Origin of the sequence: Streptomyces sp. NPDC051180, assembly GCF_040689545.1 — a bacterium.
GTDB lineage: Bacteria > Actinomycetota > Actinomycetes > Streptomycetales > Streptomycetaceae > Streptomyces.
This window is the reverse complement of record NZ_JBFBBC010000025.1, coordinates 32,715-44,940: the sequence shown is the minus strand read 5'-3', so window position 1 is coordinate 44,940 and position 12,226 is coordinate 32,715. Positions and strand designations below refer to the sequence as shown.

12 protein-coding genes are annotated in these 12,226 nt (G+C 74.0%); 7 read left to right on the top strand and 5 right to left on the bottom strand.

The features are described 5' to 3' along the window. Nucleotides 1-161: 161 nt before the first annotated feature. Complete coding sequence (locus AB0424_RS29665) at nt 162-407, bottom strand: hypothetical protein (protein WP_366309771.1); 246 nt, start codon at nt 405-407, stop codon at nt 162-164. After that, complete coding sequence (mca, locus tag AB0424_RS29660) at nt 400-1,281, bottom strand: mycothiol conjugate amidase Mca (protein ID WP_366309769.1); 882 nt, start codon at nt 1,279-1,281, stop codon at nt 400-402. The genes AB0424_RS29665 and mca overlap by 8 nt, the downstream gene beginning before the upstream one ends. Before the next feature lie 98 nt (nt 1,282-1,379). Here mca and AB0424_RS29655 point away from each other — a divergent pair, with 98 nt between their 5' ends. The 4 genes from AB0424_RS29655 to AB0424_RS29640 all read left to right on the top strand — a co-directional run bounded on the left by AB0424_RS29655 (nt 1,380) and on the right by AB0424_RS29640 (nt 7,365). Further along, nucleotides 1,380-1,781 (top strand): DUF4307 domain-containing protein, encoded by a 402-nt coding sequence (locus tag AB0424_RS29655; RefSeq protein WP_366309767.1) that lies wholly within the window; start codon nt 1,380-1,382, stop codon nt 1,779-1,781. A 188-nt stretch (nt 1,782-1,969) separates the two neighbouring features. Then, complete coding sequence (gene greA / locus AB0424_RS29650; RefSeq protein ID WP_366309765.1) at nt 1,970-2,467, top strand: transcription elongation factor GreA; 498 nt, start codon at nt 1,970-1,972, stop codon at nt 2,465-2,467. Between the two features lie 127 nt (nt 2,468-2,594). Further along, a complete protein-coding gene (locus AB0424_RS29645; RefSeq protein WP_366309763.1) occupies nt 2,595-5,078 on the top strand; it encodes a PQQ-binding-like beta-propeller repeat protein in 2,484 nt (827 codons plus the stop codon). 4 nt (nt 5,079-5,082) lie between these two features. Beyond that, complete coding sequence (locus tag AB0424_RS29640) at nt 5,083-7,365, top strand: protein kinase (RefSeq protein ID WP_366309761.1); 2,283 nt, start codon at nt 5,083-5,085, stop codon at nt 7,363-7,365. A 25-nt stretch (nt 7,366-7,390) separates the two neighbouring features. On the opposite strand, the gene AB0424_RS29635 is transcribed toward AB0424_RS29640, so the two are convergent. The 3 genes from AB0424_RS29635 to ilvA form a co-directional block, all read right to left on the bottom strand. After that, a complete protein-coding gene (locus AB0424_RS29635; RefSeq protein ID WP_366309759.1) occupies nt 7,391-8,239 on the bottom strand; it encodes an ABC transporter permease in 849 nt (282 codons plus the stop codon). Next, complete coding sequence (locus AB0424_RS29630; protein WP_366309757.1) at nt 8,236-9,267, bottom strand: ATP-binding cassette domain-containing protein; 1,032 nt, start codon at nt 9,265-9,267, stop codon at nt 8,236-8,238. Before AB0424_RS29630 ends, AB0424_RS29635 begins: the two co-directional genes overlap by 4 nt. Before the next feature lie 99 nt (nt 9,268-9,366). Further along, nucleotides 9,367-10,596: a threonine ammonia-lyase gene (gene ilvA / locus AB0424_RS29625; protein ID WP_366309755.1), complete on the bottom strand. Its 1,230-nt coding sequence runs from the start codon at nt 10,594-10,596 to the stop codon at nt 9,367-9,369. Nucleotides 10,597-10,745: 149 nt separating this feature from the next. Between ilvA and AB0424_RS29620 the strand changes: the two genes are divergently transcribed. From AB0424_RS29620 to AB0424_RS29610, 3 genes are all read left to right on the top strand, one after another. Continuing rightward, entirely contained in the window at nt 10,746-11,297 is a 552-nt protein-coding gene (locus tag AB0424_RS29620; RefSeq protein WP_366309753.1) for a MarR family transcriptional regulator, read from the top strand. Nucleotides 11,298-11,398: 101 nt separating this feature from the next. After that, a complete protein-coding gene (locus AB0424_RS29615; protein ID WP_366309751.1) occupies nt 11,399-11,869 on the top strand; it encodes a sigma factor-like helix-turn-helix DNA-binding protein in 471 nt (156 codons plus the stop codon). Then, entirely contained in the window at nt 11,866-12,117 is a 252-nt protein-coding gene (locus AB0424_RS29610; protein WP_366309749.1) for a hypothetical protein, read from the top strand. Before AB0424_RS29615 ends, AB0424_RS29610 begins: the two co-directional genes overlap by 4 nt. Nucleotides 12,118-12,226: the final 109 nt, after the last annotated feature.

Genomic DNA, 12,226 nt, shown 5'->3' with positions numbered 1-12,226 from the left:
CCCGTGAACGTCTCCACCCACACCGGCTCAGCCCGCAACACCCCACCCATACAGGGAAAATGCCCAGAACTGAGCCTTCTGCAACACCCTTTAGGGGCGCCGGAGGACGGAGACCGCCCCCTGTTCCGTACCCGCCGGGTACGGAACAGGGGGCGGTGCCGCTACGGGGCGGGGGTGCCGGCCTGCGCGGCCGGGGCGTCCTGGCCGGCGGCGGGGTCGGGGGCCTCCTCGAAGGAGACCCTGCCCATGTGGCGGTTCATCGACTTCATCAGCAGCCAGACGGCGACGGCCAGGACGGCGAAGACGACGAAGCCGAGGACGCCGGGGGTCACCTTGTTCTTGTCCAGCTCTTCGGCGGCGAAGGGGACAAGCTGGGTCAGTGCCAGGTGTGCGCTCATGTCAGGCATTGTCGCGGATGCCCGCGAAGAGATCTTCCTCGGGGAGGGAGGTGGGCACCAGCGCCTTGCTGAGCTCGTACTCCTCCGTCGGCCAGACCTCCTTCTGGATCTCCATCGGGACCCGGAACCAGCCGCCGTCGGGGTCGATCTGGGTGCGGTGGGCGATGAGGGCCTTGTCGCGGGTCTCGAAGAACTCGGCGCACGGCACGAACGTGGTCAGCGTCCGCTCCTTGCGCTCGAACTCCTTCCAGCGCTCCAGCCACTCCCCGTAGGGGGACTCCAGGCCGCGGGCGATGAGCGCCTCGTGCAGGGCGACCGTCCGGGGGCGGTTGAAGCCCTGGTTGTAGTAGAGCTTCAGCGGCTGCCAGACCGGGCCGAACTCGGCCTCCGGGAACTTCTCGGCGTCGTTCGCGCCGTCGAAGGCCACCATCGTGATCTTGTGGGTCATGATGTGGTCGGGGTGCGGGTAGCCGCCGTTCTCGTCGTAGGTCGTGACGACCTGCGGACGGAAGGAGCGGATCTTGCGGACCAGCTCGCCGGCCGCCTTGTCCACGTCCTCCAGGGCGAAGCAGCCCTCCGGCAGCGGGGGCAGCGGGTCGCCCTCGGGCAGGCCCGAGTCGACGAAGCCCAGCCATTCCTGGGAGACGCCGAGGATCTCCCGGGCCTCGTCCATCTCCTTGCGGCGCACCTCGTGGATGTTCGCCTCGATGTAGGGGTCGCCCTGGAGCTGGGGATTCAGGACCGAGCCGCGCTCGCCGCCCGTGCACGTCACCACGATGACGTCCACCCCCTCGGACACGTACTTGGCCATCGTCGCCGCACCCTTGCTCGACTCGTCGTCGGGGTGGGCGTGGACGGCCATCAGTCGAAGCTGCTCAGTCAAGACTCGATCCTCAGTGATTCGACGCGGAGCCAGGTCTCTATAGTGACGGAATCGGGGGAGTGAAAATTCCGCCACCCCCGGCTTCGAGAGGATCGATCATGAGCGCGGTGCGAGAGCGGCTGCCCGAGGGGCGCTACGGGCGCTCCGCGGACGAGCGGGCCGACCGCACGCTCAGGATCGTCGGCGCGGTGCTCGGCGTCCTCTTCCTCGGGCTGATGGGCTGGTTCGGCTGGCACTACGTCGTCGACAACAGGATCAGCGCCGAGATGATCAAGTTCGACGTGGTGAGCGACTCCGAGGTGCAGGTCCACCTGGAGGTCCGCAAGGACGAGGGCGTCAAGGGTGTGTGCACCCTGCGCTCGCGCGCCGAGGACGGCGCCGAGGTGGCCCGCAAGGACGTTCGGATCGACGACCCCGCGACCCGGGTGGACTCCGTCTTCTCGCTCCGCACCACCGCCCGCGCGACCAGCGCGGAGCTGATCGGGTGTACGGCACCGTAGCGGTGGGTAGGGACCGGGTGACGAGTCCCGGCGGGTCACCATCGTGACCTGGGGTGACGCCATCCTGATGCTTTATGTCCTCCCGCTTTTCGCCACTCATTGTTAGGCTCGTGCTTTCGCCCACCCGGGACGCCATCCATTCCGTGTAGGGCGATGCTTTGTATTCCCAGTACCTACGAGGAGCACCCGTGACCCAGACCAGCGACAACGTCACCTGGCTCACCCAGGAGGCGTACAACAAGCTCAAGGACGAGCTTGAGTACCTGTCTGGTCCCGCGCGTACCGAGATCACCGTCAAGATCGCCGCGGCACGCGAAGAGGGCGACCTGCGCGAGAACGGCGGGTACCACGCGGCCAAGGAGGAGCAGGGCAAGCAGGAGCTCCGCATCCGCCAGCTCACCCAGCTGCTCCAGCACGCCAAGGTCGGCGAGGCTCCGGCGGACGACGGCGTCGTCGAGCCCGGCATGGTCGTCACGATCGCCTTCGACGGCGACGAGGACGACACGATGACGTTCCTGCTGGCCTCCCGCGAGTACGCGAGCGGTGACATCGAGACCTACTCGCCGCAGTCGCCGCTCGGCGTCGGCGTCAACGGCAAGAAGGCCGGCGACGACGCGGAGTACGAGCTGCCGAACGGCAAGAAGGCCACGGTGAAGATCCTCAGCGCCAAGCCGTACTCCGGCTGAGCCGCACCTCCTTGAGCGAAGGGCCGGCCCCCTGGGGGGCCGGCCCTTCGTCCTGCACGCCCGTGCGATGATGCGGGGCTGACGTCGCGTCACACGTCACACACGTCACACACGTCTGCACGGGGGGATGGACGAGGTGCTGGGACCGCTGCGCGAGGGCGCGCCACGACGGATCGGGCCCTACGAGGTGCTCGCGCGGCTCGGCGCCGGCGGCATGGGCGAGGTGTACCTCGGCCGCGCCGCCGGGGACGGCGGCGGGAACGGCGCCGCGGGCGACGGGGACGCCGACGGAGGAGCACGGTCCGGCGGGCCGGTGCCCGGCACCTTCGTCGCCGTGAAGACCGTGCGCCGCGACGTCGCCGGCGATCCGGCCTTCCGGGACCGCTTCCGGCGCGAGATCAGGGTCGCCGGACTGGTCGACAGCCCGTACGCCGCGGCCCCCGTCGGCGGTGACGCCGACGCCGAGGTGCCGTGGCTGGCGACCGCCTACGTCCCCGGCCCCAGCCTCTCCCAGGCCGTGCGGCGCGGCGGCGCGCTGCCCGTCGACGCCGTGCGGGCGCTCGGCGCGGACGTCGCCCGGGCCCTGGCCGATCTGCACCGGGCCGAGGTCCTGCACCGGGACCTCAAGCCGGGGAACGTCATGCTCTCGGTCGACGGCCCCCGGCTCATCGACTTCGGCATCGCCCGCAGCAGCACCGCCACCACCATGACCGCGACCGGCCTCATGGTCGGGACGCCCTCCTTCATGTCCCCCGAGCACGTGGCCGGGGCCCGGCACGTCACCGCCGCCTCCGACGTCTTCTGCCTCGGCTCGCTCCTCTGCCACGCGGCGACCGGCGAGGACCCCTTCGGCGACGGGCCGCTCGCCGCCGTCCTCCACCGCGTCTCGCGGGCCGAGGCCGACCTGACGCGGGTGCCCGGGGAACTGCGCGGGACGATCGCCGCCTGCCTGGCCGTGGACCCGGCGGACCGGCCGTCCCCGGAGCGGCTCGCGGAGCTGCTCGCACCCGGTGCGCGGGCCAAGGTCTTCCCGTGGCCGGAGGGGATACGGGACCACATCGGCGCCTACGGCAGGGACCTCGCCCAGCTGGTGGCCTCGGGCGGACCACTCCTGGAGGCGGCGCCCGTCGCCGCTCCCGTCGTCACGCCGACCGTGCCGGGCCTGCACTCCGTGCCGACGCAGGCGCCGGTCTCCCGGCCCGCCGTTCCCCCGCGCCGGCGCCGGGGCCGGATCGTCGCCGCCGTGCTCGCCCTGGCGTTGGTCGCGGGCGGGGCCGGGGCGTACCTGCTGTGGCCGGAGCAGGAGAAGCCGCCGGCCGGACCGAAGTCCCCGGCGAAGGCCGCCCCGCCGGCCGGGCCCCGGGTCCCCGGGGTCGACGACCGGGGCACCGCCGACGCGTCCGGGGTCGTCCCGCAGACCGCCTCCCAGCGCCCGGCCGGCTGGCGGCCCTGGCACACGGAGCTGACCGCGCCGGCCTTCGGCTGCTCGGTCGGCGAGCGGGTGCTCGTCTGCCGGACGACGGACGGGCGGTACGAGGCGCTGGACCCGGCGACCGGGAAGAGGCTGTGGGACGTCGCGCGGGCCGCCGACACGCCGGGCGAGACGTACGTCAGCCCGCACGGCTACCCCTTCGCGAGCGGCAGCGCGACCCGCCCCACCGTCCACGAGGGAAGCGTGGTCCTGGTCGCCGGGCGCACCGTCCAGGTGCGCGAGGCACGCACGGGGAAGGTCCGCTGGCAGAAGCCGGCGCAGGGGCCGCAGGGCTTCTGGGCCACCCGGCCGGTGGTCGCGGACGGGATCGTCTTCGCGGCGACGGAGGTGCAGGAGGACACGACGTGGGTGCGGGCCGCGCTGACCGCGTTCTCCCTGGCCGACGGCCGGCAGCTCTGGTCGAAGGAGCTCACCAACGGGACCACCTCGTACGCCGAGCGCAAGGCGTACGAGCCGGTGGCGTACGCCAAGGGGGTCGTCTACGCCCTCAGCCAGGGCGGACTCGTCGCGTACGACGCCAGGAGCGGAGCGCAGCTCGGACAGGTCGACCCGGACGCCAAGGAGTGCGAGACCCTGAAGGTGCTGGGCGCTTCGGCGTACTGCGCCGGTGACGGGTTCGGTGCCGACCCGGACACCACCCTGCACCTGCTCGACGCCCGCACCCTCGCCACGAAGGCGTCACCGCCCGGCCCGCTCGGCACTGCCGCGCCCTCGGCGATCGGCCCGCGCACCGTCGTGACCTGGGACGAGGGCCTGCGCGTCCTCGACCCCCGCACCGGCGAGACGCTCGCCTCCTTCCCGGTCCGGGCGGCCCCGGCGGGACTGTCCCAGAGCTGGTCCACGCCGCTGCTCGCGGGCGACCGGGTCGTGTACGCCGACTACTCCTCGCTCTACACCGTGCGGCTCGGCACCGACGGCAGGCCGGGGCCGGTCGAGACGACCCGGGTGCCCGGCGCACCGGGGCCGCGGGCCGAGGAGGAGGACTACGACCCGAACTACGGGGAGTTCGTCTCCCGGCAGATCCGGCAGCCGGAGGTGCTGCCGCTCGGCGGCATCGCGTACGTCGTCTTCGACAAGGGCGCCGTCGCCGCCGTCGCGCTCCCCGGCGAGAAGGAGTAGTCGGATGCTGGAAGCCCTGCCCGCCGGTGGGCCGCCGCGCCTCGTCGGCCCGTACCGGCTGCTCGCCCGGATCGGCGCGGGCGGCATGGGCGAGGTGCACCTCGCGTGCCGCGCCGACGCGCCGACGGCCGATCCGCACCGGATGGTCGCGGTGAAGACCGTGCGCGAGGAGCTGGAGGTCGACGCCGACTTCCGGACGCGGTTCCGGCGGGAGATCGCGGCGGCCCGGACGGTGGACGGCCCCGGGGTGGCCCGGCTCGTGGACGCGGACGCCGACGCGCTCTCGCCGTGGCTGGCGACCGAGTACGTGCCGGGTCCCTCGCTGTCGGAGGCGGTCGTCCGCTCGGGGGCGCTGCCCGAGGCCGCCGTGCGGGCCCTCGGGGCCGCGCTCGCCGGGGCGCTGGCCGGGGTGCACGGGGCGGAGGTGCTGCACCGGGACCTCAAGCCGGCGAACGTGCTGCTGGGCGCGGCCGGACCGAAGCTGATCGACTTCGGCATCGCACAGGCGTTCGAGGCGACGGCGCTGACCTCGTCCGGTCTCGTGGTGGGCTCGCCCGGCTTCATGTCGCCGGAGCACCTGGTGGGGAGCCGGGCGGTGGTGCCCGCCTCCGACGTGTTCTGCCTGGGGGCGGTGCTCGCGTTCGCGGCGAGCGGCCGGGCGCCGTTCCACGACGACGAGATGGCCGCGGTGATCTACCGGATCAGCCGGGCGGACGCCGAACTCGACGGGGTCCCGGAGGGGTTGCGGCCGGTCCTGGAGCGCTGTCTGCGTCTCGACCCGCGGGAGCGGCCGTCGGCGGCGGAGTTGGCGGAGGAACTGGGCGACGCGCAGGAACCCGGCGTCTTCCCGTGGCCGGGCGGCGTGCTGTCCCTGCTCGCGGAGTACGGGGAGGCGGCCCGGCGGGTCGGGGAGGCGGCGGCCTCCGGCGCGGGCGTGGCCGATCTTCCGACGCTGGGCCCGGTCGTGCCGTACTCCCCCACGGCCATGACCGACCGGCCGGCGCTCCCGGCGGCGGTCCCCGCGCGGCGCCGCCCGTGGGGCGCGGTCGTGGCGGCCGCGGTGGCGGTGGCCGTGGCGGCCACGGCGGGCGTGGTGGTGCTGGACCGGACCGACGGGCAGGGCGGCGGGGCCACGGGCGGCGCCGCCGCACCGACGACCCCGGGCACCGCCGGCCCCGGCGTCCCGGTGCCCGTCGCACTGAGCCAGGTGGTCCTGCCGTACGGCTCCGCAGGCCGCACGCACGACTTCGGCCGCGCCGGGACGGACCGCGCGTACCGCCCGGCCGGCTGGTCCCCCTGGACCGCGGAGGTGGAGGCGGGCGGCGGCGCCTGCGCGCTCTCCCCGAAGGTGCTGGTCTGCCCCGGGAACGGCGGCGCGGTCACCGCTCTGGGCGCGGCCGACGGCAAGGTGCGGTGGAAGGTCCCGGGCCGGGGCGAGGGGCTGCGCACCGGGCCGCAGTACCCGGCGGTCGTCGGCGACACCGCCTATGTGACCGGGCCCGAGGGGGTCGTCGCGTACGGGGTGCTCGACGGCCGCGAGCGCGGTCGCGTCCCGGCGCCCGGCGGCGACTGGGCCGTGAAGGGCACCGACCTGCTCGACGGGGTCCTCTACTCCACCTTCGTCAACCGGCGGGACGAGCGCACCGGTCTGGTCACCGCGGTGCGGCTGCGCGACGGCGCGCAGCTGTGGCGGTCGCCGCTCGACGGGCTGCCCGAGGAGCCGGTCGTGGGCGGCGGGCGGGTCCTCGTGCCGGTCGGCACCTCGGTGGTGTCCCTCGACGCCCGCACCGGGAAGGCGGCGGCGCGCGCGGCGGAGTACTGCGGCGGGCTCGCGGTCCACGCGAAGAGCGGGAGCGTGCTGTGCTCGGGCCGCCAGGACGGCACCGTGGGCGTCCTCGACCCGGCGACGCTGCGACTGCGCCGCACCCTCGGCACGGACGTCTCGGCGGGGCCCGCGGTGGGCGCGGACGGTCTCGTCGCGGTCGTCGAGGGGGACGACGCGGTCGTCGCGTACGACCTGGGGAGCGGCCGGGAGCGGTGGCGGGAGTCGCTGTCGGGTTCCGCGGACCGGATCTACCTGGTGGGCGACCGGGTCGTGACCACGGGCGAGGAGTTCGTGGTGTCCTATCCGGCCGCCGGCCCGTCCGGCGGCGACCGGGTGCGGACGTACGAGCCCAATCTTCCCGACGGGTTCCGGACGGAGACGTCGGGGGACGCGCTGGCCGCCGGAGGGGCCGTCTTCGTCGGCTTCCCCGACGGCCTCGTCGTCTCGGGCTACCTCCCCTGATCCGACGGGCCCGGGGAGGGCCCGTTCACACCGTCGCCGAGCGGTACTTCCGTACGGCGAGGGAGCGGAAGACGCCGACGATCAGCACCGAGTAGAGGACGGACGCCCAGACCGGATGCTGCATGGGCCAGGCGTCGGACTGGACGACGCCGGGGTTGCCGAAGAGTTCGCGGCACGCCTGGACGGTCGCGCTGAACGGGTTCCACTCGGCGATGGGGCGGATCCAGGACGCCATCATGCTCGGGTCGACGAAGGCGTTCGACACGAAGGTGACGGGGAAGAGCCAGATCAGGCCGCCGGAGGTCGCCGCCTCCGGGGTGCGGACCGACAGGCCGATGAGGGCGCCGATCCAGGAGAAGGCGTAGCCGAGGAGAAGGAGCAGCGCGAAGGCTCCGAGGGCCTTGGGGACGCCGTTGTGGATGCGCCAGCCGACCAGGAGTCCGACGATCGCCAGGACCACGACGGTCAGCGCGGTCTGCACGAGGTCGGCGAGGGTGCGGCCGGTGAGGACGGCGCCCCGGGCCATCGGCAGCGAGCGGAAGCGGTCGACGAGACCCTTGTGCATGTCGTCGGCGATGCCCGCGCCGGCGCCCGCCGTGGCGAAGGTGACGGTCTGGGCGAAGATGCCGGCCATCAGGAACTCGCGGTAGACCAGCGGGTCCGTGGTGCCGCCGACGCTCATCGAGCCGCCGAAGACGAAGCTGAAGAGGACCACGAACATGACGGGCTGGATGAGCCCGAAGATGACCATCTCCGGGATGCGGGTCATCCGGATCAGGTTGCGCTTGGTGACGACCAGCGAGTCGTTGACCGACTGGACGAGGGCGCCGCGGGGCTTGCGGGCGCCGGAGAGGGTGTCCGTCAGGGTGGTCACGAGGCGTTCTCCTTCCGGTCCTTCCGGCTCCTGCCGGCGGCGTCCGCCGCGCCGTTCCCCTCGTCCTCCGCGCGCTCGGCCGCGTGGCCGGTGAGGTAGATGAAGACGTCGTCGAGGGTGGGGCGGCGCAGGCCGATGTCGTCGATCCCGACGCCGACGGCGTCCAGGTCGCGGATGACCTCGGCGAGCAGCTTGGCGCCGCCGGTGACGGGGACGGTGAGCTTGCGGACGTGGTGCTCGACGGAGACCTCGCCGTGGCCGGTGCCCGCGACGCCGTAGCGGGCGAGGACGTCCCGGGCGTCCGGGATCATCTCGGGCTGCTGGACGACGACCTCGACGCGCTCGCCGCCGGTCTGCGCCTTCAGCTGGTCGGCGGTGCCGCGCGCGATGACCTTGCCGTGGTCGACGACGCAGATGTCGTGGGCGAGGTGGTCGGCCTCCTCCAGGTACTGGGTGGTGAGGAGCAGGGTCGTACCGCCCGCGACGAGCTCCTTGATGACCTCCCAGAGCTCCTGCCGGTTGCGGGGGTCGAGGCCGGTGGTCGGCTCGTCCATGAACATGACGGGCGGGGAGACGACGAGGGCGGCCGCGAGGTCGAGGCGGCGGCGCATGCCGCCGGAGTAGGTCTTGGCGGGGCGGTCGGCGGCGTCGGCGAGGTGGAACCGCTCCAGGAGCTCTCCGGCCCGGGCCTTCGCGGCCTTCGCCTTGATCTGGTAGAGCTCGCCGACCATCTGGAGGTTCTCGCGGCCGGTCAGGTACTCGTCGACGGCGGCGAACTGGCCGGAGAGGCCGATCGAGCGGCGGACCTCGTCGGGGTGCCTGAGGACGTCGATCCCGGCGACGACGGCCCGGCCGCTGTCGGGCCGGAGCAGGGTGGTCAGCACGCGCACGGTGGTGGTCTTCCCCGCGCCGTTCGGGCCGAGCAGGCCCAGGACGGTGCCCTCGGGGACGTCGAGGTCCACGCCGTCCAGTGCTCGTACGTCGCCGAAGGTCTTCACCAGACCCTCGGCGTAGATCGCGCCTGGCATAGGAATACTCCCGGGGAGATTCGGGCGTTTCCGTCCGATCCTAGGCGCGCGGGGCGGCCCCTGCCCAGTGAACGGGTGAGCGGGGTCACACGGTCCGGTTCAGCCGAGGACGGTGTACCCCGCGTCCCGGAGCGCCTCCTCGACCTCCCGGCAGTGCTCGGGGCCTTTGGTCTCCAGATGCAGCTCGACCTCCGCCTCGGTCAGGCCGAGGCGCGGATCGGTGCGGACGTGGCCGACGTCCAGGACGTTCGCGTCGACCACCGTCAGGACGGCGAGGAGCGTCGCGAGCGCGCCGGGCCGGTCCGTGACGCGCAGCCGCAGGCTCAGGTAGCGGCCTCCCGCGGCCATGCCGTGGCGCAGGATGCGCTGGAGGAGCAGCGGGTCGACGTTGCCGCCCGACAGCACCGCGACGACCGGGCCCTGGAAGGACTCCGGGGCGGCGAGGAGGGCGGCGACCGGGCTGGCGCCCGCCGGTTCGACGACGAGCTTCGCCCGTTCCAGGCAGAGCAGGAGCGCGGAGGAGAGGGCGTCCTCGGAGACGGTCCGGACCTCGTCGACGTACTCCCGGACCAGCGAGAACGGCACGTCGCCCGGCCTCCCCACCTTGATCCCGTCGGCCATCGTCACCGGTGACTCGACGACGACCGGGTGCCCGGCGGCCAGCGACGGCGGATAGGCGGCCGCGCCCTCTGCCTGGACGCCGATCACCTTCACGTCCGGCCGCAGCGACTTCACGGCGAGCCCGATGCCGGCCGCGAGGCCGCCGCCGCCGACGCCCACCAGGATCGTGCGGACCTCGGGGCACTGCTCCAGGATCTCCAGGCCGACCGTGCCCTGGCCGGCGATGACGTCGGCGTGGTCGAAGGGGTGGATGAAGACGGCGCCGGTCTCCCGGGCGTACTGCTCCGCCGCCGCGAGCGTCTCGTCGACGACGTGGCCGTGCAGCCGGACGTCGGCGCCGTACTCCCGGGTCGCCGCGACCTTCGGCAGCGGGGCACCGACCGGCATGAAGACGGTCGCGTGGACGCCGAGCAGCTGCGAGGCGAGCGCGACGCCCTGCGCGTGGTTGCCGGCCGAGGCGGCGACGACCCCGGCGGCCCGCTCCTCGGGGCGCAGGCCGGCGATCCGCACGTACGCCCCGCGCAGCTTGAACGAGCCGGTCCGCTGGAGGTTCTCGCACTTGAGGTGGACAGGCGCCCCGACCAGCGCCGACAGGTGCCGGCTGCCCTCCATCGCGGTCACCCGGGCCACCCCGGACAGCATCTTCTGCGCCCCCCGTACGTCGTCCAGCATCAGATGGTGCAAGGGGTATCGCGTACGGAAGCTCATGACACCAAGTCTCGCAGCTCACGGCCCTGGTGACCGCCCGGCCGACAGGTGCCTCAGCGGGTTTGCGCAGCGCCGGTACGGACCCCGTCGGGTCCGCGTACTCTGTCCCCCACCGACCGACCACCCCCGCACGAGAGAGACCCACAGCCATGCCCACATCTCAGGACATGACGACTGAGCTCGACCCCGGTCTCCTCGACGCGCTCCAGCACCAGGTGGCCGTCTTCGCCCGCCGGGCCGAGCAGACCCGCCTCGGTGGCACGGGGCAGCTCCGCAACTCCATGGACCGGGCCGCCTACCTGCTCCTCAACAGGCTGGACCAGGAAGGACCGATGGGCGTCAAGGCGCTCGCGGCGGGCATGGGGATCGACTCCTCGACCGTCACCCGGCAGGTCGCGCCGCTCGTCGACACCGGTCTCGTCAAGCGCACCTCGCACCCGGAGGACGGCCGCGCGGTCGTGCTCCAGCTGTCGCCGCGCGGCCTGGCCCGCCTGGAGGAGGTCCGCTCCTCGCGCCGCCAGCTGATGGTCGAGGTCACCGACGGCTGGACGCCGGACGAGCGGGAGTCCTTCTGCACGCTGCTCACGCGCTTCAACACCGCCCTGTCCGCACGGCAGTCGGGGCACGCGGCCGCCGCGGCCCCCGGCGCGGGCGGCCCGGTGGCGGAGGCGTCGGACGAGGCGGGCACGGCGGCCGAGTAGCCCTCCGGCCGGGCCGCGGGGCGGTCGGGCGGCGGTCGGGACCGCTAGCGACCGCGCACCGACCCCTTGACCCGGCCCGCGCGCTGTCCTCATATGAGGAGGTGGCAGCGCGACGGAGCGGGAGCGAACGCGAACGCACCTACCGCACCCGGGAGTTCGACGCGTTCGTGGCCGGGGCGGCGGGGCGGCTGCTGCACGCCGCCACCCTGCTCACGGCCGAGACCCGGGCGCGCAACCCGTACGCCCAGGAGCTGTTGACCGCGGCCCTCGCCCACACCTACGCGGTGTGGGGCCGGCTGCGCGACGAGGACCCCTACGACCTCGCCCGCCGCGACCTGGCCGCCCGCTTCGCGCGCACCGCGTGGCGGCACCACGGCGGCCACGGCGGAGTGCTCTCCGTCCTCACCCCGCAGGAACGGCTCGTCGTCGTCCTGCGGCTGTACGAGGGCGTCGCCGAGGAGCAGACCGCGGCCCTGCTCGGGCTCTCCGAGACCCGCGTCCGCGCGGTGTGCGCCCGCTGCGTCGCCACGCTGCGGGCCGGCGCCCGGGGCGGCACGGGAGCCGCCGCGTGAGCCGGTACGAGGACCGGGAGGCGGCCGTGCGCCGGCTGCTCGACACCCCGCACCCGCCGGTACCCGGCGACCTGTCGCTGCGGGCCGCCGCGCGCGGGGCGCTGCTGCGCCGCCGCGCCCGTACCGTCCGCCGGGTGCTGTGGGCGGTGTGCGCGGTCGCCGCGTTCGCGTTCACGGTGTGGGCGTCGGTCACCCGGCCCTGGGAGGTGCCGCCGGCCGAGACGACACCGCCGTTCGAAGGGTGGTGAGGCGCGGGCCGGCGGGACGGGCCGCCGGGGACCGGGACGCGGGAGGGCCCGGACCCCCTGACGGGGATCCGGGCCCTCCGGGGCCGTCCGGAGGGTGTCCCCCCGGATC